28 protein-coding genes are annotated in these 26,301 nt (G+C 61.0%); 21 read left to right on the plus strand and 7 right to left on the minus strand.

The annotated features are described in order from the left end of the window. Positions 1 to 222 precede the first annotated feature (222 nt). The 8 genes from AAFN47_RS23645 to AAFN47_RS23680 all read left to right on the plus strand — a co-directional run bounded on the left by AAFN47_RS23645 (position 223) and on the right by AAFN47_RS23680 (position 6,814). A complete protein-coding gene (locus tag AAFN47_RS23645; RefSeq protein WP_499811736.1) occupies positions 223 to 2,580 on the plus strand; it encodes a putative monovalent cation/H+ antiporter subunit A in 2,358 nt (785 codons plus the stop codon). Between the two features lie 12 nt (positions 2,581 to 2,592). Next, positions 2,593 to 3,012, plus strand: a complete 420-nt coding sequence (locus AAFN47_RS23650) for a Na+/H+ antiporter subunit B (RefSeq protein ID WP_499811737.1) — start codon at positions 2,593 to 2,595, stop codon at positions 3,010 to 3,012. Beyond that, entirely contained in the window at positions 3,012 to 3,389 is a 378-nt protein-coding gene (locus AAFN47_RS23655; protein ID WP_499811738.1) for a Na+/H+ antiporter subunit C, read from the plus strand. The genes AAFN47_RS23650 and AAFN47_RS23655 overlap by 1 nt, the downstream gene beginning before the upstream one ends. A gap of 17 nt (positions 3,390 to 3,406) precedes the next feature. Then, positions 3,407 to 4,978 (plus strand): Na+/H+ antiporter subunit D, encoded by a 1,572-nt coding sequence (locus AAFN47_RS23660; RefSeq protein WP_499811739.1) that lies wholly within the window; start codon positions 3,407 to 3,409, stop codon positions 4,976 to 4,978. After that, positions 4,975 to 5,448, plus strand: a complete 474-nt coding sequence (locus tag AAFN47_RS23665) for a Na+/H+ antiporter subunit E (RefSeq protein WP_499811740.1) — start codon at positions 4,975 to 4,977, stop codon at positions 5,446 to 5,448. Before AAFN47_RS23660 ends, AAFN47_RS23665 begins: the two co-directional genes overlap by 4 nt. Beyond that, a complete protein-coding gene (locus AAFN47_RS23670; protein ID WP_499811741.1) occupies positions 5,445 to 5,777 on the plus strand; it encodes a cation:proton antiporter in 333 nt (110 codons plus the stop codon). The genes AAFN47_RS23665 and AAFN47_RS23670 overlap by 4 nt, the downstream gene beginning before the upstream one ends. Further along, entirely contained in the window at positions 5,777 to 6,121 is a 345-nt protein-coding gene (mnhG, locus tag AAFN47_RS23675; RefSeq protein WP_499811742.1) for a monovalent cation/H(+) antiporter subunit G, read from the plus strand. The genes AAFN47_RS23670 and mnhG overlap by 1 nt, the downstream gene beginning before the upstream one ends. Positions 6,122 to 6,391: 270 nt before the next feature. Further along, positions 6,392 to 6,814 (plus strand): Ros/MucR family transcriptional regulator, encoded by a 423-nt coding sequence (locus AAFN47_RS23680; RefSeq protein WP_220230166.1) that lies wholly within the window; start codon positions 6,392 to 6,394, stop codon positions 6,812 to 6,814. Between the two features lie 155 nt (positions 6,815 to 6,969). On the opposite strand, the gene AAFN47_RS23685 is transcribed toward AAFN47_RS23680, so the two are convergent. Both AAFN47_RS23685 and AAFN47_RS23690 read right to left on the minus strand, forming a co-directional pair. Next, positions 6,970 to 7,392, minus strand: coding sequence for a SufE family protein (locus AAFN47_RS23685; RefSeq protein ID WP_499811743.1), 423 nt, complete (start codon positions 7,390 to 7,392; stop codon positions 6,970 to 6,972). 66 nt (positions 7,393 to 7,458) lie between these two features. After that, positions 7,459 to 7,749, minus strand: coding sequence for a hypothetical protein (locus AAFN47_RS23690; protein ID WP_499811744.1), 291 nt, complete (start codon positions 7,747 to 7,749; stop codon positions 7,459 to 7,461). Positions 7,750 to 8,083: 334 nt separating this feature from the next. Here AAFN47_RS23690 and AAFN47_RS23695 point away from each other — a divergent pair, with 334 nt between their 5' ends. The 3 genes from AAFN47_RS23695 to AAFN47_RS23705 are packed head-to-tail and all read left to right on the plus strand — an operon-like array spanning position 8,084 to position 11,050. After that, positions 8,084 to 9,853, plus strand: a complete 1,770-nt coding sequence (locus tag AAFN47_RS23695) for an ATP-binding protein (protein WP_499811745.1) — start codon at positions 8,084 to 8,086, stop codon at positions 9,851 to 9,853. A gap of 7 nt (positions 9,854 to 9,860) precedes the next feature. Further along, on the plus strand, positions 9,861 to 10,709 hold the full coding sequence (locus tag AAFN47_RS23700) for a peptidoglycan-binding domain-containing protein (RefSeq protein ID WP_499811746.1): 849 nt from the start codon (positions 9,861 to 9,863) through the stop codon (positions 10,707 to 10,709). Beyond that, positions 10,709 to 11,050 (plus strand): DUF1491 family protein, encoded by a 342-nt coding sequence (locus AAFN47_RS23705; RefSeq protein WP_499811747.1) that lies wholly within the window; start codon positions 10,709 to 10,711, stop codon positions 11,048 to 11,050. Before AAFN47_RS23700 ends, AAFN47_RS23705 begins: the two co-directional genes overlap by 1 nt. On the opposite strand, the gene AAFN47_RS23710 is transcribed toward AAFN47_RS23705, so the two are convergent. The 4 genes from AAFN47_RS23710 to AAFN47_RS23725 all read right to left on the minus strand — a co-directional run bounded on the left by AAFN47_RS23710 (position 11,037) and on the right by AAFN47_RS23725 (position 15,437). Continuing rightward, positions 11,037 to 12,008 (minus strand): hypothetical protein, encoded by a 972-nt coding sequence (locus AAFN47_RS23710; protein ID WP_499811748.1) that lies wholly within the window; start codon positions 12,006 to 12,008, stop codon positions 11,037 to 11,039. The genes AAFN47_RS23705 and AAFN47_RS23710 overlap by 14 nt on opposite strands. A gap of 143 nt (positions 12,009 to 12,151) precedes the next feature. After that, a complete protein-coding gene (locus tag AAFN47_RS23715) occupies positions 12,152 to 12,697 on the minus strand; it encodes a DUF1254 domain-containing protein (protein ID WP_499811749.1) in 546 nt (181 codons plus the stop codon). After that, the gene (locus AAFN47_RS23720; protein WP_499811750.1) at positions 12,690 to 13,280 is read right to left on the minus strand and encodes a DUF1214 domain-containing protein; all 591 of its coding nucleotides are present in this window, start codon (positions 13,278 to 13,280) and stop codon (positions 12,690 to 12,692) included. Before AAFN47_RS23720 ends, AAFN47_RS23715 begins: the two co-directional genes overlap by 8 nt. A 6-nt stretch (positions 13,281 to 13,286) precedes the next feature. Then, positions 13,287 to 15,437, minus strand: a complete 2,151-nt coding sequence (locus AAFN47_RS23725; protein ID WP_499811751.1) for a transglycosylase domain-containing protein — start codon at positions 15,435 to 15,437, stop codon at positions 13,287 to 13,289. 145 nt (positions 15,438 to 15,582) lie between these two features. Between AAFN47_RS23725 and AAFN47_RS23730 the strand changes: the two genes are divergently transcribed. Next, the gene (locus tag AAFN47_RS23730; protein WP_499811752.1) at positions 15,583 to 16,044 is read left to right on the plus strand and encodes a YcgN family cysteine cluster protein; all 462 of its coding nucleotides are present in this window, start codon (positions 15,583 to 15,585) and stop codon (positions 16,042 to 16,044) included. A 5-nt stretch (positions 16,045 to 16,049) separates the two neighbouring features. On the opposite strand, the gene AAFN47_RS23735 is transcribed toward AAFN47_RS23730, so the two are convergent. After that, complete coding sequence (locus tag AAFN47_RS23735) at positions 16,050 to 17,432, minus strand: metallophosphoesterase (protein ID WP_499811753.1); 1,383 nt, start codon at positions 17,430 to 17,432, stop codon at positions 16,050 to 16,052. Positions 17,433 to 17,772: 340 nt separating this feature from the next. Here AAFN47_RS23735 and AAFN47_RS23740 point away from each other — a divergent pair, with 340 nt between their 5' ends. The 9 genes from AAFN47_RS23740 (at position 17,773) to AAFN47_RS23780 (ending at position 26,132) form a co-directional block, all read left to right on the plus strand. Then, positions 17,773 to 18,030, plus strand: a complete 258-nt coding sequence (locus AAFN47_RS23740; RefSeq protein ID WP_499811754.1) for a hypothetical protein — start codon at positions 17,773 to 17,775, stop codon at positions 18,028 to 18,030. A 35-nt stretch (positions 18,031 to 18,065) separates the two neighbouring features. Continuing rightward, on the plus strand, positions 18,066 to 18,740 hold the full coding sequence (locus tag AAFN47_RS23745; protein WP_499811755.1) for a response regulator transcription factor: 675 nt from the start codon (positions 18,066 to 18,068) through the stop codon (positions 18,738 to 18,740). Next, positions 18,727 to 20,124 (plus strand): ATP-binding protein, encoded by a 1,398-nt coding sequence (locus AAFN47_RS23750; protein WP_499811756.1) that lies wholly within the window; start codon positions 18,727 to 18,729, stop codon positions 20,122 to 20,124. Before AAFN47_RS23745 ends, AAFN47_RS23750 begins: the two co-directional genes overlap by 14 nt. Positions 20,125 to 20,200: 76 nt before the next feature. Continuing rightward, positions 20,201 to 20,623, plus strand: a complete 423-nt coding sequence (locus tag AAFN47_RS23755; protein ID WP_499811757.1) for an RT0821/Lpp0805 family surface protein — start codon at positions 20,201 to 20,203, stop codon at positions 20,621 to 20,623. A gap of 198 nt (positions 20,624 to 20,821) precedes the next feature. After that, complete coding sequence (gene ccmI, locus AAFN47_RS23760; protein WP_499811758.1) at positions 20,822 to 21,958, plus strand: c-type cytochrome biogenesis protein CcmI; 1,137 nt, start codon at positions 20,822 to 20,824, stop codon at positions 21,956 to 21,958. Next, entirely contained in the window at positions 21,955 to 22,392 is a 438-nt protein-coding gene (ccmE, locus tag AAFN47_RS23765; protein ID WP_499811759.1) for a cytochrome c maturation protein CcmE, read from the plus strand. The genes ccmI and ccmE overlap by 4 nt, the downstream gene beginning before the upstream one ends. 3 nt (positions 22,393 to 22,395) lie before the next feature. Beyond that, positions 22,396 to 24,387, plus strand: coding sequence for a heme lyase CcmF/NrfE family subunit (locus AAFN47_RS23770; protein ID WP_499811760.1), 1,992 nt, complete (start codon positions 22,396 to 22,398; stop codon positions 24,385 to 24,387). Next, on the plus strand, positions 24,384 to 24,854 hold the full coding sequence (locus tag AAFN47_RS23775) for a cytochrome c-type biogenesis protein (protein WP_499811761.1): 471 nt from the start codon (positions 24,384 to 24,386) through the stop codon (positions 24,852 to 24,854). The genes AAFN47_RS23770 and AAFN47_RS23775 overlap by 4 nt, the downstream gene beginning before the upstream one ends. A 39-nt stretch (positions 24,855 to 24,893) precedes the next feature. Continuing rightward, positions 24,894 to 26,132, plus strand: coding sequence for a bifunctional alpha/beta hydrolase/OsmC family protein (locus AAFN47_RS23780; RefSeq protein WP_499811762.1), 1,239 nt, complete (start codon positions 24,894 to 24,896; stop codon positions 26,130 to 26,132). The last annotated feature ends 169 nt before the right edge of the window (positions 26,133 to 26,301 follow it).

Raw genomic sequence — 26,301 nt, forward strand, 5'->3', positions numbered from 1 at the left:
CCCGACGAATATATTATCCTGCCGAACAGAATGGCGTATTTTGAGCGATTTTGCCGGCTTCGGCGCAGAAATAGAAGGGAAATCCGTGTAATAGCCCCGCAAGGACCTTGTGACCGGAGGGGCTGGTCTCTAAATACGGGCAGGTAAAAAACAAAACCACGGGATCCGATCAGGGTCTTTGCCGGAAACCTGATCCTTAAAACACCTTCGTCCGGAGAGCGCATGAACGCAGACAGTTCCTGGGTCACGTTTCTTGTAATGCTCTCGCCGTTTATTGCGGCATTCTTTGCTCCTGCCCTGACACGCCTGCTCAAACACAACGCCGCCTGGGTGCTGGCACTCGTTCCGGCGCTGATTTTTGTGCATTTTTCTTCCTTTGCGCCGCGGATCGCCGATGGCGGCGTCGTCACAGGCGGGTTCCAGTGGGTTCCTTCCTTCAACGTCAATTTCTCTTGGTATGTCGATGGTCTCTCGCTGACTTTCGCGTTGCTGATCAGCGGCATTGGCGCGCTGATCGTGCTGTATTCGGGCGGCTACCTGAAGAAGAATGAATATCTCGGGCGGTTCTTCTCCTTCATCCTGATGTTCATGGGGTCGATGCTGGGGCTCGTATTGTCCGACAGCTTCCTGATGTTCTTCGTCTACTGGGAACTGACCTCGATAACGTCCTTCCTGCTGATCGGATTCGACCATACGCGCGCGGCCTCGCGCAGGGCGGCGATCCAGGCGCTGGTCGTGACGGGGGGAGGCGGCCTGCTGCTGCTCGCCGGACTGCTGCTGATCTGGAACGTCACCGGATTGACGGAAATGTCACTGCTGCTGCGTTCGGGCGACCTGCTGCGGGAAAGCCCGTACTATCTGGCGATTTTCGTGCTGGTGCTGGGCGGCGCCTTCACCAAATCGGCGCAGTTTCCGCTGCATTTCTGGCTGCCCAACGCCATGGAGGCGCCGACCCCGGTGTCCGCCTATCTGCATTCTGCGACGATGGTGAAGGCCGGCGTTTATCTCCTGATGCGCCTCAATCCCGTCCTGGGAGACACCGTTGCGTGGGAGACGGTGCTGCCGATTTTCGGCGGCGCGACGCTGATCGTCGGCACGCTGCTCGCTATTCGCCAGACCGACCTGAAGCTCATGCTCGCCTACACGACCGTGTCCTCGCTCGGTCTGCTCGTGCTGCTGACGGGTTTCGGAACCGGGATGGCGATCGTCGGCGCCGTGCTGTATCTGATCGCCCATTCCCTTTTCAAGGGCGCATTGTTCATGGTTGCCGGCAGTATCGACCACGGCGCCGGCACCCGCGACATTACAAGGCTGGGCGGCCTGATGCGCATTATGCCGATCACATTCGGCGCAGCCATCGTGTCGGCGATATCGATGGCGGGTATCTGGCCGATGTTCGGCTTCCTCGCCAAGGAGGAAGTGTATTTTGGCCTGTTTGCGCTCGACACATGGCCGTTGTTTGTCACTGTCGTGGCGTTTGTTGGAAACGGACTGATGTTCGTCATCGGTTTCGCCGTCGCGCTGAAGCCTTTCCTCGGGGCGCTGAAGGCGGAATCCGATCACCCGCATGAAGGCCACATACTTATCTGGCTCGGACCGTCGGTGCTTGCGGCGTTGAGCTTTCTGACGGCGCTCTTCTCCCCACTGACGCATTATCTCCTGTCGAGCCCGATGGCGTCAGCCGTCGCAGGCGAGCCGTTGTCCGTTCATATCTCGCTCGCACCGCATATCGGTATGCCGCTGCTCCTGTCTACGCTGACGATCGTCTTCGGCGTCATTGTCTACCTGTCTCTCGACCGTGCGCGAGCGATCATGAGCCGCATTCTCGACGCGATCGGCTGGGGCCCCGATCGGGGTTTCGACCAGTTCATAAACGCTATCGTACGCGTGTCATTCGCGGTCACCAGCTGGCATCAGTCCGGCCGCATGGAAAATTACATGAAGGCGACCTTCATTCTTGTGGCCGCGACGATCCTGCTGCCGATGGTTCTGAACGGAGAGCTTCCGGCCTGGCCGGCGCTGTCGAACGACATCCACTTTTACGAGCTCGCCATCATGGCCATCGCCGCAATTGGCCTGATTGCGGTGTTGCTGGCGAAAAACCGGTTGACGGCGATCGTGTCGCTCGGGATCCAGGGCTTCGCCGTGGCGCTGATCTTCATGCTCTACGGCGCGCCGGATCTGTCGTTCACCCAGTTCATGGTGGAAACGCTTTCCGTCGTCATTCTTGCTCTCGCCATGACGAGGCTGCGCCTCTTGCCAACCGATCACAGATCCATGCGTGAAACCATCGTGGATGCGACGATCGCACTCCTTTGCGGCCTGGCTTTCGTGCTGATGCTGCTGCGCGTGGTGCAAGTTCCGTTCGATCCGACCCTGTCCGAGTTCTTCAAGCAGTATTCGCTGTCGATCGCCCACGGCGCCAATATCGTCAACGTCATCCTGGTCGACTTCCGCGGAACAGACACCTGGGGAGAAATCGCCGTGGTGCTGATCGCCGGTCTGGCCATTCATGCGCTGATCAGAATTCGCTCCGGCAAGCGGCGCGGCGAGATGGCCTCGAACGAGCCGTCGGAATAGGGAGATAAGCAGATGAACACGCTGATTTTCAGGACAATCGCCCCCTATCTGACGAGCCTGATGGTGCTGTTTTCAGTGTTCGTGCTGCTGCGCGGCCACAACGAACCCGGCGGTGGCTTCATCGGCGGGCTGATCGCGGCGTCGGCATTCGCGATCTACGGCATCGCCTGCGGCGTGTCGCCTGTCCGGCGCGCGATCTATTTCCACCCGCTGGGCATCGCCGGGTTCGGTCTGGTGCTGGCGACGCTGTCCGGAATGTTGTCCATGTTCTTCCATGTGCCGTTCATGACCGGATTGTGGGGCTATGTGCCGGTATTCGAGGAAAAAGTTCCGGTGTCGACCGTGCTGTTTTTCGATATCGGCGTCTATTTCGTTGTCGTCGGGGCGATTACGTCCGTGGCGCTTGCACTCGAAGAGAGGTCGCGCGACTGATGGAAATCTATATGACCCTGCTCATCGGCGTGTTTTTCTCGGTCGCCGTCTATCTGTTCCTGTCCAGGCACATTATCCGGATGCTGCTTGGAGCGGCAATCCTGGGCAACGCGGTCAACTTGCTGATCTTCACCTCGGGCCGCCTGACGCCGGAGGCGCCTCCGATTATCGCTACAGGGCCGGCGGGAACAGCCGAAATCATGGCCAATCCGCTGCCGCAGGCGCTGATCCTGACAGCAATCGTCATTTCCTTCTCGTTCTTCGCCTTCTTGCTGGTCCTGACCTATCGCGCCTACCAGGAACTGGACACGGATGACACGGACGAAATGCGGTTCGCCGAACCCCGTGGGCAGCAAATGCCGCCGCTCGAATACTGACGAAAGACCAGCACCTTATGGCGTCGCCCGATACAAACCCGGTTGATCTTTCCGCAGCCATGTTAACCGCCCCGGTTCATCTGGCCGACTGGCTGGTGGTGGCGCCTGTCGCGTTGTGCATGGCGGCCGGCGCGATTTTGATGATGCTGCGAAAGTCGACCTGGATTCAGGCCGGAGCTTCCGTCGTCGGGCTCTCGCTGCTTGTCGTCGTCTGCGGCGCGCTATTGGCGCATGTACTTGTCAACGGCACGGTGACGATGACGATGGGGCGTTGGCTGCCGCCCTTCGGCATATCCTTCACCGTCGACATACTTGGCGCTTTACTGACATTCGTGGCGTCGATCATTGCGCTGGCGGCGGGGATCTTCGGCGCGGACGACGTGGACAATAGCGGGCGGCGCTATGGCTTCTATCCATTCCTGTTCCTGATGATGGCCGGCGTCATCGGCGCGTTTCTGACTGGCGATATCTTCAACCTCTATGTCTGGTTCGAAGTGCTGCTGATTTCGTCCTTCGGGCTGCTTATTCTGGGCTCGGAGCCGCGGCAAATCGACGGCGCCACCAAATACGCCTTCCTCAATCTGGTCGCCACGACGCTGTTCCTCATTGCGACCGGCTATCTCTACGGCGTTTTCGGCACGCTCAATATGGCCGATATCATGCGCAAGGCGCCCGAGATGAGCGAAACCGCGCCGCTGCTGACCTTGACCGCGATGTATTTCATGGCCTTCGGCATGAAGGCCGCGGCCTTTCCGGTGAATTTCTGGCTGCCTGCCTCGTATCACACGCCGCGGATCGTCGTGTCGGCGCTGTTCGCCGGGCTTTTGACGAAGGTCGGCGTCTATGCGCTGCTCCGAGTGCTGATCATGCTGTTTCCCGCCGAACGCGACATGCTTGGCCTGGTCATCGCCATCGTCGCGGCGCTCACCATGGTGTTTGGCGCGCTGGGAGCGCTGGCGCAGACGGACTATCGCCGTTTGCTCGGCTATCTCGTTATTTCCGGCATCGGCGTGATGCTGGCCGGCATCGCGCTCGCCAGCATGACGGGGCTTTCCGGAACCATATTCTACGCCGTCCACTCGATGATCGTGATGACGGCGCTCTATCTCGTCTGCGGCCTGACGGCGCGTATCGCCGGCGGATTTTCTCTCGCCGAACCGGCCGACATCTATCGCTCGCATCTGCCGCTGGCCGCATTGACGCTGATGCTGCTGTTCGCGGTGTCGGGATTGCCGCCGTTCTCCGGTTTCTGGCCGAAGGCGGTTCTCGTCAAGGCGTCGCTTGACGTCGGGGAATGGTGGATGGCTGGCGCAATCCTGCTGACGGGCTTTCTGACCACCATCGCGGCCGGGCGGGTGTGGATCCTGGTCTACTGGCGGGCGCGGAGGGAGGCTGACGAAAGTGAGGCCGTCCCGGTTCGTCTGAAGCCCGCGGTGGATTATCTGCCGGTTGCGCTTCTCACGGCTCTGGCGGTGCTGCTCGGCGTTTATCCCGAGCCTTTCCTGGAGATGTCGCAGACGGCGGCCTCGCAGTTGATTCATCCGGCCGCCTATATAGAATCAGTATTTCCGGCAGGAGGCGCTGAATGAGCTTGTTCCTGGTCAATGTTCTGCTTGCCCTGACCTGGGCCGCTATTACCGGCGGCTACAGTTTCCAGAATCTTGCGTTCGGATTCCTTCTTGGCATTTTCGCGCTCTCGCTGATCCGCGGGCAGGTGGGGTCGGTCGGATATTTCTCGCGCGCAATGAAGATACTCAGCCTGACGCTGCTTTTTCTCTATGAACTGGTGCTGTCGGCCGTGAAGGTGGCGATCACCGTGCTGAAGCCGAATATGGACGTCAAGCCGGGGATATTCGCCTATCATCTGAACCTCGAGCGCGATATCGAGATCACCCTGCTCGCCAACATGATCACACTGACGCCCGGCACGCTTTCCGTCGATGTCTCAGACGACAAGAAGATCCTCTACGTGCACGCGATCGACTGCTCGGATCCCGAGGCAAACCGTCGCGACATCGCCAACGGTTTCGAGCGGAAGATCAAGGAGGCGTTCCAATGAGCGGCGCCGAACAGTTTCTCGATTTAGCGGTTCTCATCGCCCTCGGTCTGTTGTGCGTCTCGCTTTTCCTGACGGTGGCGCGCGTGATCATGGGTCCGACGCTGCCCGACAGGGTCCTTGCGCTCGACATGCTTGTCGCCGTCGCCATCGGCTTCATCGCCGTAATCGGCATAAAGACCGGATATACGCTGTTTGTCGACATCGCCATTGCCCTCGGCCTGGTCGGGTTCCTGGCGACGGTAGCCTTTGCGCGGTTCATTCTCGAACGCGACAGTTTGAGGGAAAGTAAAGGCGCAGCAGAACAGCCGGCAGTAAAGGAGAATCACTAGTGGAGGCGTTTTTTACTGTGCTTGTCGCCTTGATGATTATCATCGGGGCCGCGTTTTCCCTGATCGCAGCGCTCGGACTGGTCAGGTTTCCGGATGTCTATACGCGCATGCACGCGGCTTCAAAGGCTGGTACTTTGGGATCGGGCGTAGTTTTGATCGCTCTCGGCATCTATTCAGATGATTTTGGAACGTTGTCGCGATCGATCGCCGGCGTCATATTCTTCCTGCTTACGGCCCCAATCTCGGCTCATTTGCTTGCAAAAGCATCCTACGCTGTCGGATACAGGATGAGCGACTTGTCGGTGGCAGATGAGATGAAAATGAATGAAGGTAATTCGGAGTAATAGTTCCGTTGTGGTGTATTGTTACATTTTGTAATGCTAAATTAGCTCTTAATATTGAAAATGTGTAGTTCAAGTTGAGTATCCATGTAATATCGACAAAAAAAAGCCACTTTACTAGATTTAGTAGTTTGAATCCTGTCAGGCAAATGGTATCAGCCCCACGGGTGACTGATCGTAGGAATCCTTTCGAAGTTATCGGAAGGTGAAAACTGCCAGAAAATGATGGGGTTTTGGTATCAATCTTAACTAAAATATTTGAGGCGCGAAGAAATGGATGAGGTAGTAACGAATACCAAGGATGATTTCCTGGTAGAGCTCACCGCTGAAGTAGTGGCAGCGTATGTGAGCAATAACGTAGTGCAAACGAGTGATCTCCCTGGGCTTATCGCTAACGTACATTCGGCGTTGGGGTCGACAGCTTCTGGCGAGAACCCGACGACGGAACGGCCGAAACCTGCCGTTCCTGTCCGGAAGTCCGTACAGAACGATTATATCATTTGTCTTGAGGACGGCATGAAGTTCAAGTCGCTGAAACGCCACTTGATGACCTATTACAGCCTGACTCCGGATGAGTATCGCGAGAAATGGGGACTGCCGGCTGACTATCCCATGGTCGCTCCGGCTTATGCCGAAGCGCGGTCCCGTCTCGCCAAGGAAATGGGACTTGGCCAGAAACGCAAGGGCGGCAAGTAAAGCCACCCTTTCTGGTCCCGCCCGAAATTTTCGGGCCGATTCAAAGCACGTCGTCCTTATTCGGGTGGCGTGCTTTTTTGATTCCGCAACGGCAAGGCGGCGAACACAATACTCAGCGACAAGTGATATTGAACCCTGCCGCGATGGCGGGGGTGTCAGGCGGCGACTTTGGCTGCTTCCTGCTTGATGCGCTTGACCATGGCGCGCAACCCGTTGGCGCGCTGCGGCGTCAGATTCTCGATAAGGCCGAGCCGCAAGAATATCTCGTTCTCGTCAAGCTTGACGATCTCGGAAGCGCGTTTGCCGGAATAGGCCGACAACATGATGGCGACGAGACCGCGCACGATATGGGCGTCCGAATCGCCCTTGAACCGGATGACGGGATCTTCCGGGTCGGATTTGTCGACATCGTAAGTGAGCCAGACCTGGCTTACGCAACCCTGAACCTTGTTCTCGTCGGTCTTGTCCGAATCGGGCATGTCTTCGAGGTCCCTGCCGATTTCGATGACATACCGATACTTGTCTTCCCAGTCTTCCAGGAATTCGAAGTCCTCGACAAGCTTCTCGTAGGCGATCATGTCATATCCCTGTTTGGCAGGCGGAAACCGTTCTTTGACCCGTAGATAACATTATTTTCCGCTGCTTCAATCGCCCTTGGTCTGCGCTTCGCGTATCAGCGCTGCGACGCTGTCTTCATCATCGCCGAATTCGGGAAGCTCGATCGCCGAAAGCTCGGCGATATCGGGGCAAGCCGAGGGGTTTTCCGCGCAAAACGCGGTTATGTTCCCGGCCAGTTCCCGGGCCTTGAGGACATATTCGATGGCTTCGCCGTCAATCGGCGCCGGATTGGCGAAAAATTGCAGACCACCCCTGTCTTCCGCAATCATCATCAGACAGAGGGAGAACCAGAACGCCAGTTTGATCAAAAAACGCATGAATTGTCCGGCTAGTGCCTCGAATCTGAAGTTCGTTACATCCTGCAGCACGCCTTATTCGAACTTCAGATTCGAAAAGGGCACTATCAAGATAATGATTCTGGTGTGGTTTACGGACTTGAAGTTCCTGTGTGAGACAGCTGCTACATTGTAAGGAACTTCAAATCCACCACACTAGTTTCGCGATCCTTCCCGCTCTGGCAGCGATTCATGAACAATCCCTTTCAGGTCTTGTTAATTCGATCAAACTTTAAGTGTTTACCTTATCCATTCCTTAATCACGCCGTGTCATTCTGGGCTGAATTCGAGTGTTTTCGAGTCACACGTAGAGCGTATGCCTGTATTGCGATCCGGTTTCGAGCGTCTATTGCGAGCAGTTTTCGGTTGGTCAGACTTTCCGGGCGGCAAGGACCACGATCGGGATTTTCGGCGGCGTCTTAGCCTGTGCCTGTTGTGCGTGATGCTGGCGAGCCTGCCTGTGTTGCCGATAGCGCTGCTGATGCTGCCTCTTGGCGACATGATCGCCGCCGGTCTGATGGTGACGGCGGCCGGCGCCGCGCTCATCCTTGGATTCGTTTTGCAAACAGGCAGGAGCATCGCCGGCGCAATGGCGGCCCTTGTGTGGTGCGGCGGCGCCGTCGCCGTGCTCGCGGCGCTGACTGGCGGCGTGTTTTCGCCGTTTCTGTTCTGGGCCGTTGCGTTGCCTCTGGCCGCAATGGATGTGCGGCCGGCGCGTTCAACTGCGACGGCGTCCGTGCTCGCCATGGCCGCAACGATCATCGCCGCTGCAAGTCTGGACCTGGTTGCGCCCCGGAGCGGACCCTACGGTCCCGGCAATGGCTATGTCCTTGTTTTCGCCCTTACGGTTCTCGCTCTCTACGTCGCGTTGCGCGCGCTTGGTGTCAGGGGCGTGCGAATTGTTGCGGCGAAGGCCGATGCGGGCGACGAGCAGCATGCCGAGCCGCGAAAGGTCATGAACAGACGCCTGCCTGGTCTGGTCGGTGTGCATGATGCGGCGGGGCGCTTCCTCGATACGCGCGGGGCGGATTTGGACGGCGTCGAAAAGGCGGTTGGCGAGTTGAAGGGAAGCCGCTTCATCGACCACGTTCATGTCTCTGACCGGATCACTTTCCTACAGGCGGTCGACCGCCTGCGCGTGGCCGACGGAACGGCTTCTGTCGTCGTGCGGCTTCGAAAAGCGGATGCGTCGCACGAACTCATGCGCGTGATGATTGAACTGACCGCCCGGCGTGACGCGACCGGGGCAATGACGGGCTTCGAGAGCCATACGAGACTGGAGCAGGCGCCGATTGAGGCTGAAGGCGAGGAGGACGCCCGGATCCGTTTCCTCGCAAACCTGTCTGACGAACTGAAGACTCCGCTGAACGCAGTGCTGGGCGACGTGCGCCGCGACGCAAGCGACGCCGATTACGCCAAACGCGTCACGCGATCGGGAGAGCGTCTGAAGGCTGTGCTCGACGACGTGCAGGACGCTGTGCGTCTTCACCGCGGCGGCTATGCAGCCCAATGCGAGCTCGTCGACATGCGCGAAGTGGTTGGCGCATGCGAGGCGATGATGCGACCGGCGGCGCAGGACAAGCAGATCGTTCTGACCGCACGGGTTGCGCGTGGTCACGACGGGCTGACCGCCTCAAAGCGCGCGATGGAGCAGATCGTGATGAATCTCCTGTCGAACGCGGTCAAATACACGCCAACCGGCGGCGCGGTCACGCTGGATGTCGAGAGCCGGGAAGACCGGACCGTTATCAGGGTCAGCGACACCGGCTTCGGCATATCGGATACGGATTTGCCGATGATTGGTAATCCTTTCTTTCAGGTTCGGCGCCAGAATCATCGCCGGAACGAGGGAATCGGCCTCGGCCTTTACCTGGTGAAGGGCCTGGCGTTAGCCCATGAAGGGCGTTTCAGCGTCGAAAGCGACGCGGCGCAGGGCGCGACCGTCACTGTCGATCTGCCGAACGCCGGTCCCTTGACCGGACGGGACGGAGTCCGACATGGTGGTTGGCCGGACCTGGCGCCGGATTCGGCGGATAACGAGGAAGAATCAGGGGAGATGCGTTATGGCCACGCGAAATCGGCCTGATAGACGAATGAGCGAAGCCGGTTTCATCAGACGGATGGCCGGATCGATCGGAGAGACGATTACCCGGTATCCGTCTCTGGCGGCGGGAACCGTGGCGTTTGCCGTCGCGTTTGGCTTCGTGACCATCAATGCGACCCAGTTCCAGCCGGGCGAACATCCCGCGCCGTTTTTCGACACGCGCAAGCCGCCGGTTCAGAAACTGGTCGCGAACAGCGACGATATTCCCGTTCCCGTCCGCAAGGTTGCGACCTATCGCATCGAACAGCAGGACCCGGTGCGCACCGCAAGCATTCCGACGCCGCGCCCGCAACTCGACAATCCGATTTCCGAGATGCAGACGGCGCTCGGTCGTCTCGGCCTTTATGAGGGCGAACCCGACGGTATTTTAGGGCCGCAAACCAGGCACGCCATCATGGCCTACCAGAAATTGGCGAGCCTGGACGCCACCGGCAAGGTGTCCGACGAGTTGCTGGTGCATGCGCGCATACGCAGCCTGACGACTGTCGCAACGCCGCGCCCGAAGCCGGCGGCGCAAATCGCAACGAACGCAACGCCGGCGGTCAAGCCACGCGCGACGACCATTGAGGAGACCATCGAGGCGACAGGCGAGAAGACTGGCCAGGTTGCCCGCGCCACACTTGATCCGGCGCCCGTTCCGGCCGCGTCTTCCGATCTGGTCAAGAATATCCAGACCGGGCTCAGCAAACTCGCCTACGCCGATATCGAGATCGACGGCGTCGCCGGCCAGGAAACGACGAAGGCGATCCGCGATTTCCAGAAACACTACAATCTGCCGGTCACCGGCGCTCCGGATGAAATCGTCCTCATGAAGCTCAGGGAAATCGGGGCGCTCTAATGCGTCTGACAACCGCAGTGTGGACCAGCGCGCTTGTCCGGCGGCTGTTCGGCGACGGCGATTACGCTGTCATCGAGCGACGCGGCGCAGGCGAGGCGGGCGCGGTGTTCATTCGCGTTCGCCATCGGGACGGCACGGCGACGCTGCTTGCGCCGGCGCCGCAGGCGATTTTTGACGAGAAAAAGCCACAGGACCGCGTGTTCGAGCGACGCCTGTCTTCTGTCGCCAACGACGATGTCGACGCGCTGCTTGAACGCGAGGCCCGGTTCGATTCCGACCTCTGGATCGTGGAACTGGAGACCGAACGGCCGGAAAATTATCTGGAAATCATGCCCGACTGAAGGACTTGTCCGCTGCCGGAGCGGTTCCGCTCGCCGGCGCTGCATGACGACGCTCCGCCGTCGGCACAGAGCGGTCGCCCGTCTCCATGACCTGGCGGGCGTGCCGGGCGCGGTTGTCCCGAAGCGGAGGATTGGCGTTCCGCCAGGCGGTGACTTTCCGGCGGCTGATTTCGGGGTCGCAATCCGCGAGGAGAAGCGCAGCCTGGCTTTGGTCGTCCAGGACAGTCTGCAGATGCGGAAACACGGATTCAAGCGTTGCGACGGTCTGCGCGTCGCCCAGTCCCAGCGCCTGCAGGGTCATCGCGAGTTGCCGCCCGGAGGCATCCATCAGGATCCGCTCGGCCAGCGCCGCCGTTGATTGAAGCCGATCGGCGAGCGTGTTCGAAAAACGCGCGCGATCGCCCAGCGCCGCGGCTTCGACGAGGGCGTCGACGGCGACCGGAGCAGCGGTCGGTTCGGGCAGTGCGAGTTCGCTTGCGCGCAACGGTCGGCTGACCAGCGCCTTGAGTTCCGTTCGGACCCGCTCCTCGGTAGCCGATGGCGCGGCCTCCTGCCTGAAGCGGCTGCGCAAGGCGTCTTCGACAGAAGCGGACAGGAAGGACCGGCGGGCGATCGCCCTGACTTTGGAAAGCTCCAGCGTGGCGGTAAGCTCGACGAGCACGTCGTCCTGAAGCGAAAGGCCAAATGCGAGAAACGGGGCGGAGATTTCGAGGGGAGCGCGAACGATGGCCATTGCGACGTCGTGTGGCGTATCCGGAAGGCGGCTGAGCGCGGCGGAGGCGGTGCGTCTGGCCTCATCGGACGCGAATTCGAACAGCGCCACGAAGAGCTTGGTAAATTGCGCCTTCTCGCGATCCGCCGGACGCTGGACGGCCTCGTAACCAGCCACGGCGGCAAGCAGGGCAGAGTCCTTCTTGCCCGAAACGCCGGCTCTCTCAAGGTCGCGAAAACGATCCAACACAACACCCAATACGCAGTACTATCGATGCTGCAAATTAGAGAAAAACCTTTATAAAACTATTAACTATGTTCTCTCTTTCACGCTGAATCGAGGAAATGCGTCGGCGCTCTGGAGCAGCGGAACCCGCCTCGACGCTGCGATCAGCTCTCGGGCACCGGGCTGCAGTCGGCGTCGGCCAGAAACTGTCTGGAAATTTCCTCCCAGCTTGGATCGGGCGAGACCGTGCGCAGGGCAAGATAGCCTTCATTGCCGGGGTATTCGATCAGCACGGCCTCCGACAGAATACCCGGCAGGTTCTTGCGATAGCGGGTCATCTGGCGCGGCGTCGCGATGACCACGTCGAGCCCACGGTCACTGCTGCTGCGGTCGTTCATGCTGTAGATCTCGTCCGATGCGGAATTGAAGATGGCCAGCGACCAGTAGGGGCTTTCGCTTTCGGAACTTACGCGCACCGGTTGGTCTGCGATATCGAAACGGCAGATGGCGCTGCGGACGAAGGGGTTGCTGTAGGACAGCAGGCTTTCGCGGCCCGGGGGGAGGACGTGGAAGAAGTTCGTCGGCCCCAGGGCTTCGATCTGCTTCCAGGCGTTGCGGTCTGCGTAGCGCGGGATCGCCATGATGATGACGATGTGCAGCAGCGCCGCCCCGACCAGCCCTGCGAGCAGCAGGAACAGCGCCCTAAGCATCGTCGCAGCCCAGACGTTCGATCTTTGGCATTTCCAGTTCTTCCAGCCGCGTGCTGCCCGCCGTCGGCGTGTCGAATAGGGTGAGGATCAGTCGGAAATGCCGCGGCGTGCCGTCGATCGCCATCCAGTTGCCGGCCGAAGGAGACCGGTCGAGGACGATGGTGAACAGGCCGTCGTCGTCGCGGGTGACTTCATGCGAATGGAAGGCGTAGGGGAAGGGACCGTCGACGGCGTAGAGCCGGTCTTCCGCGTCGGTCATGTGCAGGCTCCAGAAGCGGGCGGGCGGTGTTTTACCGCCAATGAGGTAGCTGCAGTTTCCACGCAGGCGCTGCCCCGAATCATCATTGTCTGCGACGAAGACAAGCCCCTCGGCGCCGGCGAGCAGGACCTTGCCTGCCCGCGCCCTATGCGCCTTGGCGTAAGGGTCGGCGTTTTTGGTGTGCGCCACCGGCCAGGCTTTCCATGCGCCGATTTCGATGGATCCGAAGCCGACCGACGCCTTGAGCGCGTAGACGGCGCTGAACGTCGCGCCGGCAAAGGCGATGACGAGCACGATGGCTATCGACAGGGGTACGCGAAACATCGCTCGTCAGCGTCTCACTTCAGCGGAGCGCTGGGGTTCGACGGTCAGTTGCGGGGCATTCTCGAAATCCTCGACGAGTGCGCGCAGAATATCGGTCGTTTCCCTGGACATGAAGCGCGGCCGCTCGATGATATCGCCGTTCTCGCCTTCAAGACCGGAGCCGGCCACAGTCGCCGGCGCCGCCGCGCCGTCGGGAAGCGGATCGTCTATATAGGGGATCGGACGCAATTCTATGCCCTGATGGGCGTAGGTCATGACCTGCTTGAACGTCATGGCCGGCAGCGACCCCCCGGTCATCCGGTTTGTGGTGGTAAAATCGTCGTTTCCAAACCAAACGGCGGTTGTGAAATTGCCGGTAAAGCCAATAAACCAGCCATCGCGATAGGCTTGCGTCGTTCCGGTCTTGCCGGCGGTTCGGATATTGTCGAGCTTCGCCCGGCGACCCGTTCCCCATTCGGGAATCTGCACCAGGATGGAGTTCATCGACCGCGTCGCCTCGACGGAAAGCACCCGCTTGCGCGGCGGCGCGTCGACCGCGTGATCATACAGAACCTCGCCGTCGTAATTGATGATCTGGGTAATGCCGTGCCGGTCCGACGAAATACCGCCGGCGGGAAACACCGCGTAGGCCGTGGCCTGGTCCAGCACGGTGACCTCCGACGTGCCGAGCGGCATGGTCTTGTCGGTCCGCACGGGCGATTCCACGCCGAGGCGCTGCGCCGTTTCGGCGATCGCCGGGGTGCCGAGATGATCGCGGGCGAGGCGGACCGGTATCGTATTGACGGATTTGACCAGCGCTCTGGTTATATCGACGCGGCCGGAATAGCCGCGTCCGTAGTTACGCGGTGACCAGCCGTTCCAGGTAATCGGCGCGTCGCTGATGCGCGATTCCGGCGTGAAGCCATTTTCCATCGCCGTCGCGTAGACATAGACCTTGAAGGAGGATCCCGGCTGCCGCAACGCATTGGTCGCGCGATTGAACTGGCTTTCGCCGTAATCGCGTCCGCCGACCATGGCGCGAACCGCCCCGCCATTCTCGATCATCACGATGGCGCCCTGGTTGACGCGGTAGCGCTTGCCGTAGCGTCTGAGACCGGATTCCAGCGCTTCTTCGGCGGATCGCTGCAGATTGGGATCGAAGGTAGTGCGCACGATCAGCGAATGCTGGTCCATCCGCCCGGCGATCTTCTTGACCTCCTCGAAAGACCAGTCGAGGAAATAGTCCGGCGTGTCGGCGCTGTCGCGGTCGACGACGTTGGCGGGGTTGCGGCGGGCGCCGATGACCTGGCCCTCGGTGAGGAACCGGCCCTGAACCATATTGGTCAGCACTTCGTTGGCGCGGGCGCGGGCCGCCGGCAGATTGATGTGCGGGGCGTAGCGGGCAGGAGCCTTGAAGAGGCCGGCGAGCATGGCCGCTTCAGCGAGCGTGACTTCGGTAACATCCTTGCCGAAATAGTAGCGCGACGCGGCCGCGATGCCGAACGTGCCGCCGCCCATATAGGCGCGGTCTAGATAGAGCCGCAGAATTTCCTTTTTCGGCAGATTGGCTTCCAGCCAGATCGCGAGAAACGCCTCGTTGACCTTGCGCGTGAGCGTGCGCTCGTTGGTCAGAAACAGGTTCTTGGCAAGCTGCTGCGTGATCGTCGAACCGCCCTGGACGACCGAATTTGCCTTTACGTTTTCGGTCATCGCGCGCGCCAGACCCATGGCGTCGATGCCGTAATGGTAGAAGAAGCGGCGGTCTTCGGTCGCCAGAACCGCGTTGATGACGTGGTCCGGCAGTTCCTCGATAGGCACGGAATCCTCGTGTATGATGCCCCGGCGGCCGATTTCGGCGCCGTAGCGATCGAGGAACGTCACGGCGAAATCGTCCTGTTCGGCCCAGTTTCCGTGAGTGTATTCGAATGCCGGGAGCGCGAGCGCCAGCATGACCACCGCGCCGGCTGTGCCAAGCGTCATCGCTTCGCCGAGGACTTCGAATACGGCCCTCTTGAAACCGCGCATGCGAAAGCGCATGAAGAAGATATTGGATCTTTCCCAAAACGACAGAAGCCAGACCCCGGCCGACCAGAGCGTGGAATCGATCCAGGAATCGATGCGCAGCAGCAGTTTTCTGCTGGAACGCGGTCTGTCGGCGCCGTTAAAAGGATCCTGCACCCTGCTTGTCCCGTTTGAAGCCTCCGGCAGGCTTGTTTTTCAAGCCATAATCCGGCCAGTCTATTGCATGTCCCGTTTGAAAAGAACATGGGGTTTCTCACATTGTATTTATTAACTCCTGCAGAAGTATAAACAGGACAAATCTATGTTGAGTGAACCATTCTGGAAGACAACCCGACTTGAAGACATGGACCAGAGGCAATGGGAAAGCCTCTGCGACGGCTGTGGTCGCTGCTGTCTCAACAAGCTTGAAGACTGGGACACCGGCGAAATCGCCTGGACGAATATCGCCTGCAGGCTGCTCGACCAGAACAGCTGCCGCTGCAGCAATTACGAAGATCGCCAGTCCGAGGTGTCGGACTGCATTGGCCTGACGCCGCAGACCGTTCGGCAGCTAAGTTGGCTGCCGCCGACTTGCGGCTATCGGCTGGTCGCTGAGGGCCGCGATCTCTATTGGTGGCATCCGCTTGTCTCCGGCGATCCCGACAGCGTCCACGCAGCCGGCGTTTCGGTGCGTGGACGAACCGTTTCGGAAGAGGGCCTGGACGTTGAAGACTTCGAAGATTTCATCGTCGATTGGCCGTTCGAGGACGTTGACGAGGACTAAAGGGCCTAACCGAACGTCTTGGCCAGGTGATCCGCGATGACGGCTTTCAACTCCAGTCCCTCGACATTCTGGAACGCGATATCCTCGGTTCCGAGATAGGCTTTCTGGTTCATGGCGGTCCAGGCGTTGACGGCGAGACGGTAATTGCCCGACGGGTCGATGTCGTGATCGGCGACGTGTACATAGTCGCCCGTGCGGCCTTCAAGATCCTTCGCGGCGAACTGGTTGGCGCGCGCGAGCATGGGCAGAAGCTGTTCTCCGCTGACCTCCGCGACCTGCAGGCCGCCGCCAAACCGTACGAAAGCGTTGAAATCGAAGCGACTGAGTGGGCCCTGCGACAAGGGCGCGCCGAAGGTCGTGTGGCCGATCATGGCGATATCCGCCTCGGTCGCCTGGCGCATTGCCTCAGTAGCCTGCAGGATCGAGTTGTGGACGTCGAAACTCTGCGGAATGTCGGCGATGATTTCCTTGTCCTCGTCGGCGAGATGCTCTGCCATCTGGGCCGCCACCACGTCCGAGAGCGCCGCGTCGCCGGCAACTGGCTCGACCGCCTCGCTGTGATACTTGGTTTTCACGCCGTCGGCGCCCTTGAACAGCTCCAGAACGCCGATTTGGGTTCCCCAACTTGCGCCGTGGAAATAGGGGACGCCCTTGTGGTTCATCGCGAAATCAAGGTGATCATGCGCGCCCTGGATGACGGAGCCCTCCGGCAGGGCGTCGATGAAGGTCTTGTCGGCGCTGACGCCGGCGTGGCTCATGATGACCTTGAGGTCAGCGTCGGCGCCGGCGTCCGGCAGTGCGTCGGCCACGAATTGCGCGGTGTCGAGGAATGTCAGCGTGTCGCGCGCTGGCTCGCGGTAAACAAAGGGATTGGTCGCGGCTAGCCCGAGCAACGAAATGTCGACGCCGCCGAGGCCCAGACGATCGGACACCGGCGCGAAGAAGCGGCCGGTGCGTTTGTCGAGAAGGTTCGAGATGACGCTGACGCCGGCCTGATCTGCATTGGCGACAAAGGTCGACATGTCGTCATAAATCGCGACTTCGTGGTTGCCGAGGTTGACCACCACCGGCATCTCGGCGGCGAGCGCCGATAGAAACGCCCATTCGGCGAGGCCTCCCGAGCGTGTGCAGACAACGTTGCCGCGCTCGAAAATGTCGCCGTTGATGAGAACGGCCGAGGGAACGCCGGCGTCGTCGCGCAACGTCTTCAATTGCTCAAGCAGGGCGGGCAGGCGCGGGTAAGGCGCATGCAGGTCGGCGATCGTGAAAAGCACGGCGTCTGCTTGCGTGTTGGCGAGAGCGAAACCGGGAGCGGCCGCCGCGGCGCTTGCGGCGAGAAGGCCCTTCAGGACATGGCGACGGTCGAGGACGAACGAAGATTTCAGCATCAAAGGCTCCTGATACGGATGGTGGGGTAAACAGCGATAATTTCAGTTCAACAAAAACATTTCCGTGACACGATGATGAAGGCTGTGCGCCTTTGGAACCGATTTGACCGGAACATCGGGCCGCCCGCCTGCGACCCTTGATCGCAAGTCGTATCATAATACACATTTTCGGGCAGGATGTATCTGTCAGGGCCATTCATGTCGAGTTCAGCCAGTATCGCGTAGACAGGGAGCAACACAGCGGGACGTTCAGGAAAATCTTGGACGCAACCGGCCCGCTTATAGTACACCAGAACAGGTTTCAGGTCGCGGCCACGAGCCCGGCCAGACGAGCAAGGCAATGATGAGACATTACAGACGGGTGATTTTTGCGATTGCGGCGATGTTCGCCGCTTCCGCCATGACAGGACAGGCGCTTGCCCAGAACCGCGCCGATTGCTCGCGCGCGGCCTCGCGCGTGGTCGCCCAGACCGGCGGGCAGTTGCTGTCGGTGCAGACGGCCAAGAACGGCAACCAGGTGGTCTGCCGGGTGACGGTGCTAGCAAGCGATCAGAGCGGCAAACGCCGCACCAAGAAGACCATAACAGTCAGGCCCTGAGGGGGCGTGACGGTCGTTTCAACGAAAGAGAAATCATGCGGATACTGGTAGTAGAGGATGACAGGGATCTGAACCGGCAGCTGTGCGAGGCCCTGGAAGAGGCGGGTTACGTCGTCGACAAGGCCTTTGACGGCGACGAGGGGCATTTTCTTGGCGACACCGAGCCCTATGACGCGGTGATTCTCGATATCGGCCTGCCGGAAAAGGACGGGATCACCGTTCTGGAGGAGTGGCGCGAGAACGACCGGACAATGCCGGTGCTGATGCTGACGGCGCGCGACCGCTGGAGCGACAAGGTCGCCGGCATCGACGCGGGCGCCGACGATTACGTCGCAAAACCCTTCCATGTGGAGGAGGTTTTGGCGCGACTGAGGGCGCTGATTCGCCGCGCCGCCGGCCTCGCGTCGTCCGAAATCGCCTGCGGTCCGCTGCGTCTCGACACGCGCGGCGCAAAGGTGACCGTTGACGGCAGGACGTTGAAACTGACCTCCCACGAATTCCGTCTGCTCGCCTATCTGCTGCACCATATCGGCAAAGTGGTGTCGCGCACGGAACTGGTGGAACATCTCTACGACCAGGATTTCGACAGGGATTCCAACACCATCGAGGTGTTTGTCGGACGTCTGCGCAAGAAGATCGGCATCGACATGATCGAGACGATCCGCGGTCTCGGTTATCGGATCCAGGCACCCGCCGATGGCGGACAATAACGCCAAGGCGCAGTCGCTCACCGCCCGGGTACTGACGATCGCGACCGTCTGGGCCGTGATCGCCCTGGTGGTGATCGCCGTGCTGATATCGACGCTCTATCGCAACAACGCCGAGCGCGCCTTTCGCGAAGTCCTGCTGGCGCGCCTCTACAATCTCATCAATTCGGTATCGGTCGGCGCGGACGGACAACTCGGCGGCGAGGTGCAACTGGGCGATCTCGGGTTTTCGCAACCCGACAGCGGCCTCTACTGGATCGCTGATCTCGTCGACGGCGACGACACGGACCGTCTGACGTCTCCATCCATGGGCACGCTGCGGATCGACGTGCCGTCCGCGGGCGAGATCCCGTTCAACGCGCGATACGAACGATTCTACCCGACGATAGATAGCAACGGACACGAAATCGTCGTGGCCGAAACCGAAATCGTGCTGGAAGGCGATACGATCGCCCGATTCCGGGTAACGGGAAGCCAGGCCGCGGTGGATGGCGACGTCGCCGCCTTTTCGCATCGTCTCTATCTCTATCTCGGGCTGTTCGGCGTGCTCAGCGTCTTCGTCAACGGTTTTGCTATCCTGTACGGGCTGCGACCGCTCGACGCAGTCAAGCGCGCGCTGGAGGACATCCGAACGGGCAAGACGGAGACGCTGACCGGCCTGTTTCCGCGCGAGATTGCGCCGCTGACGGCGGAGGTCAATGCGCTCATCGACAACAACAAGCGGATCGTCGAACGGGCGCGCATGCAGGTCGGCAATCTGGCGCATTCCCTTAAAACGCCTATCGCCGTGCTGCTCAATGAAACCCGCGGGATGAAGCCGGAACAGGCGACGCTGGTGAGCGAACAGGCGCGGGCGATGCAGCAGCAGGTCCAGCACTATCTCGACAGGGCGCGCATCGCCGCGCAGCAGAACTCTCTGCTCGTGCGCACAGACACCGCCGAGGTTCTGGAGCGGCTGACCCGGGTCATGCGCCGGCTCAATCCGGAGACCGAGTTCGATCTTGCGCTGCCGGAGGGCGCGCCGCAACTCGCAATGGAACAGCACGATGTCGAAGAGATTCTCGGCAATTTGCTGGAAAACGCCGCGAAATGGGCTAACGGCAAGGTTTCGATTACAGTAGAAGCGCTCGAGAAGGTCATGAGCGGCTCTGGTCAGAGGTCGCTGATGGATATACTCATCGACGACAACGGACCCGGCATGCCGGACGACCAACTCGAGGAGGCCCTGAAACGCGGCAAGCGACTGGACGAGAGCAAGCCCGGAACGGGTCTTGGCCTGTCGATCGTCACCGAGATCGCCGGCGAATACAAGGGAGCGTTCAAGCTGGAGCGCAGCGCGCTTGGCGGATTGCGCGCCCGTCTGTCGCTTCCGGTTGCGGTTCGGTGAACGCGATCAAAACACGGCCACATTGATGGTCTAAAGAGCAACTCTTACCGGTCAGTCGATGCGAAGGCCCTTACCAATGAAGCCATTGCCGCTTGTATTCGCCAGTATGGTCTTCCTTTCCGGATGCGCCGCATCCGGGAACGAGGCGAGTGCGCCCATTGCCTTCTGGCCGCAGGGCAACTCGGACAACGCGGCGCTCGCCGCGTTCCAGGGCGGGATCATCGATCCGCAGGTCTCCGCCACCTTGAGCCGGGCCGACAGGGCGCGGGCGCTTGAGGCGGAATATCGCGCGCTTGAACTCGATTCGGCCGGAAAGGTTATTACCTGGCAGGGCAAGAAAGACGGCGTCGGCGGCGAAGTCTACGCCGGGCAGAGCTATATCGTTGGCTCGCAGCACTGCCGGCAGTTGCATCACACCGTCAATCAGAACGGCGCAAGCACCGCCTCGCGGGGCGCCGCCTGCCGTGACGAGAACGGCAACTGGGCGCCGCTGGGCTGACGCCTGGCGTATCGTAAACGCGCCTGAATGGCGGTCCTGGCGACCGCATTCCCCCCGGGCAGCGACAATTTTGCATTTTTCATTGGAGTCATTCTAGGTTATCGGCTTGCTGACGAGAACGTAAGCTGAGAAACCGCCCACCGGTCCACCGCGCCGCAAGCGCTGTTTTCGCAATGAACGGGACCCTATGTAACCAAGATGCTGTTCTGGATATTCGCCGCACTGATGACGGTTGCTGTCGCAATCGCCGTGCTTGCTCCCGTCATGCGGCGGGAAACGCGCGGCGTCGCGGATCGTGATTTCGACGCAGAGGTCTATCGCGACCAGTTGTCCGAAATCGACCGGGATATCGAATCGGGCCTGATATCGGCCGAAGAGGCGGAATACGCCCGTGCCGAGGTGGGTCGACGGCTGATCAAGGCTTCGCGCGGCGCGGACGCGACGAGGAAAGCAGGCGGCGGCGCGGCGCGCATCACCGCATGGGTGGTTGTCATCGCCTTGCCGTTGATCGCCATCGGCGGATATTTGTCGTTCGGCAGTCCGGGCATGCCGGCGCTTCCCTTGTCCGCGCGCATGCAGGCCGTGCCCGAAAACGCCGATCTCGCCATGTTGATCAAGCGCGCCGAGGACTATCTGTCGAGCAATCCCGACGACGGCCGCGGCTGGGACGTGCTGGCGCCGATTTATCTTGAAAGCGGCCGCATCGCCGACGCCGAAATCGCCTATGCGAACGCCATCCGGCTGCTCGGATCGTCGGCGCAGCGGCAGGTTGGCCTCGGACAGGCGCTGTTTGCGAAGTCCGGCGGCATCGTGACCGCGGAAGCCCAGGCGGCTTTCGGCGAAGTTCAGAAATTTGCCCCGGACGAGCCCCTTTCGGCCTATTTTCTTGCGCTGGGTCTGGCCCAGGAGGGGCGCAGGGAGGAAGCGGCGACGGCGTTTCGCGCAATGCTGGACAATGCGCCAGCCGACGCCGCCTGGCTGCCCGCCGTGCGGCGGCAACTGGCCGAACTCCAAGACGGCGTGGCTCCCGAGCAGACCCAGCCCGGGCCAACGCGGGAAGACGTAGCAGCGGCCGAAGAGATGACCGACGAGGAACGCGGGCAGATGATCGAAGGCATGGTCGCTTCGCTGGATGCGCGGTTGCGCGACGAACCCGACGACCTGCAGGGTTGGAAGCGGCTGATCCGCTCCTACATGGTGCTCGGACGCTCGGGCGAGGCCGAAGGCGCGCTCGAGCGCGCGCTGGCGGCGTTCGATGGCGAAACAGACGCATTGCGGGAACTGCAGGAAGCGGCGATCGAAGCGGGCGTGCAGCCGGAGGAACGGGTTCAATGACGCGCAAACAGAAACGGCTATCCCTGATCGCAGGCGGCCTCTGCGTGATCGGCGTCGCCGTGTTGCTGGTGATGTTCGCGCTCAGCAGCCAGATCGCCTATTTCCAGTCTCCGACGGATATCGCGGAGGGCGCGGCCCCGCCGAACCAGCGCATCAGGCTTGGCGGTCTTGTGGTGGATGGATCGGTGAGCCAGGGTGAAGGCGCGGAGGTGAGCTTCGGCGTGACCGACACCGCCAACACCGTCGAGGTCGTCTATAACGGCATTTTGCCGGATCTTTTCCGGGAAGGGCAGGGCGTTGTCGTCGAGGGGATATTCGAGGCCGGCAATCCGGTGTTCCGGGCCGACAGCGTGCTTGCAAAACATGACGAGACCTATATGCCCAAGGAAGTCGCCGACTCCCTTAAGGAGCAAGGCGTCTGGCAAGGGAACTGACGGGTGATCATTGAACTTGGACATTACGCCCTCGTTCTGGCTCTGGCGGCGGCGCTTCTGCAGTCGGTAGCCCCGATCATCGGCGTGCGCCGATCCGACGAGGGCCTGATGGCGATGGCGTCGGTCGCGACGACGGCGACGCTTGCGCTGGTGCTGTTTTCCTTCTGCGTATTGACCTGGTCCTATCTGACGTCCGACTTTTCGGTCGCAAACGTCTGGGAAAACTCGCATTCGTTGAAGCCGCTGATCTACAAGTTCTCCGGCGTCTGGGGCAATCACGAGGGCTCGATGCTCTTGTGGGTTCTGATCCTGGTGCTGTTCAGCGCGCTGGTCGCCGGTTTCGGACGCAACCTGCCGGCAGAACTCAAGGCCACGGTGCTCGCCGTTCAGGCCTGGATCGTGACGGCGTTCCTGCTGTTCATCCTGATGACGTCAAACCCGTTTCTGCGGCTCGCGCCAGCGCCGGCGGAAGGGCAGGACCTCAACCCCATCCTTCAGGATCCGGGCCTCGCAATCCATCCGCCGCTGCTTTATCTCGGCTATGTCGGCTTCTCGATCAGCTTTTCCTTCGCTGTCGCGGCGCTGATCAACGGTCGCATCGACGCAGCCTGGGCGCGATGGGTGCGGCCGTGGACGCTGGCCGCCTGGACTGCGCTGACCGCCGGCATCGCCATGGGCTCCTACTGGGCCTATTACGAGCTTGGCTGGGGTGGCTGGTGGTTCTGGGATCCGGTGGAGAACGCCTCCTTCATGCCCTGGCTCGCGGGCACTGCACTGCTGCATTCGGCGCTGGTTATGGAAAAGCGCGAGGCTTTGAAGATCTGGACGATCCTGCTTGCAATCCTGACCTTTTCGCTGTCGCTGCTCGGCACTTTCCTCGTGCGCTCGGGCGTGCTGACATCGGTGCATTCCTTCGCCACAGACCCGCAGCGCGGCATTTTCATCCTGTGTATTCTGGCGATCTTTGTCGGCGGCGCGCTGACGCTGTTTGCGCTGCGCGCCGGAACGCTTTCGCAAGGGGGGTTGTTCGCGCCGATCTCGCGCGAGGGCGCGCTGGTTCTCAACAATCTGTTCCTGACGACGGCGACGGCGACGGTTCTGACCGGGACGCTTTATCCGCTGGTGCTGGAATCGTTGACCGGCTCGAAGATTTCCGTCGGCGCGCCGTTCTTCAACCTGACCTTCAGCCCGCTGATGGTTCCGCTGCTGTTCATCGTGCCCTTTGGTCCGCTGCTTGCCTGGAAGCGCGGCGACCTGTGGGCGGTCACGCAGCGCCTCTATCTCGCGGCGGGCCTGGCGCTCGTCACCGCTCTGGCCGTGCTCTGGTTTACAACCGGCGCGCCGGTTCTCGCCGCATTCGGCGTCGCGCTGGGCGTCTGGCTGATTGCCGGAAGCCTGACCGACCTCGCTCTTCGCGCGGGATTCGGTCGGGCGTCGCCGTCTGTCTTCCTGCGCCGCCTCGTCGGGCTGCCGCGCTCCGCCTTCGGCACGGCGCTGGCGCATTTCGGCGTTGGCGTAACGGTGATCGGCGTCGTCGCCTCCACGGTGTTTTCCACCGAACTCGTCACCCGCATGAAGCCGGGCGACGTGATCGAAGCCGCGGGCTACGAGCTCGCTTTCGACGGGTTGCAGCCGGCCGTCGGCCCCAATTTCACCGAATTGCAGGGGCGCTTCTCGGTCACGAAGGACGGGCGCGCGATTGGCGACATCACATCGGCGAAGCGGCTTTATACAGCGCGGCGCATGCCGACCACGGAAGCTGGCATCATGACGCGCGGCTTCAGTCAGCTTTACGTGTCTCTTGGCGACGAGGGCGAGGACGGAACTGTGGTCGTGCGGGTGTGGTGGAAATCGTGGATCACCTTCATATGGTTCGGTGCGGTGATCATGTCGATCGGCGGCTGCGTATCGTTGCTTGACCGGCGACTGCGGATCGGAGCGCCGGCCCGACGGCGCGCGGCAAGGCCCGCAGCAAGTCCGGAGCCAGCGGAATGACAACGCTTGTCCGACAGGCGCTGCTCGCTTTGATACTGCTGATTGCAGCCGCCGGACAGGCGATTGCCGTCACACCCGACGAAATGCTCGACGATCCAGCGCTCGAACAGCGCGCGCGTGCGATTTCCGCTGGACTGCGCTGCCTCGTCTGCCAGAACCAGTCGATCGACGATTCCGACGCGGAACTCGCCCATGATCTGCGGGTGCTCGTGCGCCAGCGCCTGGTGGAGGGCGACAGCGACGAGGAAGTGATTGACTACGTCGTGTCGCGCTATGGCGAGTTCGTGCTTTTGAAGCCCCGGCTCACGATGCAGACGATCGCGCTGTGGTCGACCCCGGCGATATTGCTGACGATCGGACTGATCTGGCTGTTCGCCTCGATCCGCAGGCGCGCTGCGACAGCCTCCGGCGCGCTTCTTTCCGACGACGAGAAACGCGAACTCGACCGGCTGCTCGACGCAGGCTAAGGCGAGTAACCCCATTCATGACAGGACAGGGAGTCAAACATGGCGTCGAAATCCGTGAAGATCGAGTTTGACGGCCACTCAGGCGCGCGCCTGGCGGCGAGACTTGATACGCCGGATGGCGAGGTTCGGGCCTATGCGCTGTTCGCCCATTGCTTTACCTGCACGAAGGATTTCGTCGCCGCGCGCCGGATCGCGGCCGAACTTGCCCGGTTGGGTATCGCCGTGCTGAGGTTCGATTTCACCGGTCTTGGCGCAAGCGGCGGCGAATTCGCGTCGACCAATTTTTCCACCAATATCGCCGATCTGCGCTCGGCGGTGGATTTTCTGCGTGAAAATTACCAGGCGCCGTCACTGCTGATCGGACACTCGCTTGGCGGAGCGGCGATGCTGGCCGTCGCCGGCGATACGCCGGAGGCGCGCGCGGTCGCGACCATCGGCGCGCCGGCGGACGCCGCGCATGTCCTGAAGAATTTCGGCGCGGACCTCGCTGAAATCGAGAAGCGGGGCGAGGCGCAAGTGACGCTTGGCGGACGCCGGTTTGTCATACAGAAGCAGTTCGTGGAAGACGCAAGAGAGGTGGAAATCAGCCGGCGCATTGCCGCCATGAAGAAGCCGCTGCTGATCCTGCATTCGCCGCTCGACAACATTGTCGGCATCGACAACGCCACGAAGATCTTCACCGCTGCGAAACACCCGAAGAGCTTCGTGTCCCTGGACCATGCCGATCACCTGATCAGCAAGGAGGAGGACGCCGCTTTCGTCGCGACGATGATCTCGGCCTGGGCGTCGCGCTATCTTCCCGAAGACGCGCCCCAGGGCCTGGAGGAAATCGAGGCGGTGCGGGTGAGCGAGACCGGGGAAGGCAAGTTCCAGAACACGGTGCACGCCGGAAAGCACCGGCTGTTTGCCGACGAACCGGAATCCGTGGGCGGCATGGACAGCGGCCCGTCGCCCTACGACTACCTTTCGGCGGCGCTGGGCGCCTGCACGTCCATGACGTTGCGCATGTACGCCGACCACAAGAAGCTCGACCTTGGCCGCATCATCGTCGACGTGTCGCACAAAAAGATGCATGCGAAGGATTGCGAGGATTGCACGCTGCAGCAGCGCGAAAACGGCGGCAAGATCGACCGCTTCGAGCGGGTGATCTCCATCGAACCGGATATTCCGGCTTCGCTGCACGACAAGATGATCGAGATTGCGGGCAAATGTCCGGTGCACCGGACACTGGAATCCACGTCTCACATCGCGACGCGGGTGAAAAAAGACACGGAGTGAGTGCGGGGACGGAGGTTCATGTCGGTTTCCCTCCGCAGTCAATCTGCGAACCGGAAACGGTTCACCACAGCAGAGAACAGCAGTTCGCAAGCATAGAATTTTCTATTGATGTGAACCGGTTAGAGTAAAATTATAGTTATATGGCATGTTATTCTTTTGTTGCCTTTTT

The organism is Hoeflea sp. CAU 1731 (assembly GCF_039888615.1).
Classification (GTDB): Bacteria; Pseudomonadota; Alphaproteobacteria; order Rhizobiales; family Rhizobiaceae; genus Flavimaribacter.

Excerpts from the sequence above, each read along its gene's own strand:
- AAFN47_RS23645 (WP_499811736.1), top strand. The coding sequence starts at position 223 with ATGAACGCAGACAGTTCCTGGGTCACGTTTCTTGTAATGCTCTCGCCG.
- AAFN47_RS23650 (WP_499811737.1), top strand. The coding sequence starts at position 2,593 with ATGAACACGCTGATTTTCAGGACAATCGCCCCCTATCTGACGAGCCTG.
- AAFN47_RS23655 (WP_499811738.1), top strand. The coding sequence starts at position 3,012 with ATGGAAATCTATATGACCCTGCTCATCGGCGTGTTTTTCTCGGTCGCC.
- AAFN47_RS23660 (WP_499811739.1), top strand. The coding sequence starts at position 3,407 with ATGGCGTCGCCCGATACAAACCCGGTTGATCTTTCCGCAGCCATGTTA.
- AAFN47_RS23665 (WP_499811740.1), top strand. The coding sequence starts at position 4,975 with ATGAGCTTGTTCCTGGTCAATGTTCTGCTTGCCCTGACCTGGGCCGCT.
- AAFN47_RS23670 (WP_499811741.1), top strand. The coding sequence starts at position 5,445 with ATGAGCGGCGCCGAACAGTTTCTCGATTTAGCGGTTCTCATCGCCCTC.
- AAFN47_RS23680 (WP_220230166.1), top strand. The coding sequence starts at position 6,392 with ATGGATGAGGTAGTAACGAATACCAAGGATGATTTCCTGGTAGAGCTC.
- AAFN47_RS23685 (WP_499811743.1), bottom strand. The coding sequence starts at position 7,392 with ATGATCGCCTACGAGAAGCTTGTCGAGGACTTCGAATTCCTGGAAGAC.
- AAFN47_RS23690 (WP_499811744.1), bottom strand. The coding sequence starts at position 7,749 with ATGCGTTTTTTGATCAAACTGGCGTTCTGGTTCTCCCTCTGTCTGATG.
- AAFN47_RS23695 (WP_499811745.1), top strand. The coding sequence starts at position 8,084 with ATGCCTGTATTGCGATCCGGTTTCGAGCGTCTATTGCGAGCAGTTTTC.
- AAFN47_RS23700 (WP_499811746.1), top strand. The coding sequence starts at position 9,861 with ATGAGCGAAGCCGGTTTCATCAGACGGATGGCCGGATCGATCGGAGAG.
- AAFN47_RS23705 (WP_499811747.1), top strand. The coding sequence starts at position 10,709 with ATGCGTCTGACAACCGCAGTGTGGACCAGCGCGCTTGTCCGGCGGCTG.
- AAFN47_RS23715 (WP_499811749.1), bottom strand. The coding sequence starts at position 12,697 with ATGCTTAGGGCGCTGTTCCTGCTGCTCGCAGGGCTGGTCGGGGCGGCG.
- AAFN47_RS23720 (WP_499811750.1), bottom strand. The coding sequence starts at position 13,280 with ATGTTTCGCGTACCCCTGTCGATAGCCATCGTGCTCGTCATCGCCTTT.
- AAFN47_RS23730 (WP_499811752.1), top strand. The coding sequence starts at position 15,583 with ATGTTGAGTGAACCATTCTGGAAGACAACCCGACTTGAAGACATGGAC.
- AAFN47_RS23735 (WP_499811753.1), bottom strand. The coding sequence starts at position 17,432 with ATGCTGAAATCTTCGTTCGTCCTCGACCGTCGCCATGTCCTGAAGGGC.
- AAFN47_RS23740 (WP_499811754.1), top strand. The coding sequence starts at position 17,773 with ATGATGAGACATTACAGACGGGTGATTTTTGCGATTGCGGCGATGTTC.
- AAFN47_RS23745 (WP_499811755.1), top strand. The coding sequence starts at position 18,066 with ATGCGGATACTGGTAGTAGAGGATGACAGGGATCTGAACCGGCAGCTG.
- AAFN47_RS23750 (WP_499811756.1), top strand. The coding sequence starts at position 18,727 with ATGGCGGACAATAACGCCAAGGCGCAGTCGCTCACCGCCCGGGTACTG.
- AAFN47_RS23755 (WP_499811757.1), top strand. The coding sequence starts at position 20,201 with ATGAAGCCATTGCCGCTTGTATTCGCCAGTATGGTCTTCCTTTCCGGA.
- ccmI (WP_499811758.1), top strand. The coding sequence starts at position 20,822 with ATGCTGTTCTGGATATTCGCCGCACTGATGACGGTTGCTGTCGCAATC.
- ccmE (WP_499811759.1), top strand. The coding sequence starts at position 21,955 with ATGACGCGCAAACAGAAACGGCTATCCCTGATCGCAGGCGGCCTCTGC.
- AAFN47_RS23775 (WP_499811761.1), top strand. The coding sequence starts at position 24,384 with ATGACAACGCTTGTCCGACAGGCGCTGCTCGCTTTGATACTGCTGATT.
- AAFN47_RS23780 (WP_499811762.1), top strand. The coding sequence starts at position 24,894 with ATGGCGTCGAAATCCGTGAAGATCGAGTTTGACGGCCACTCAGGCGCG.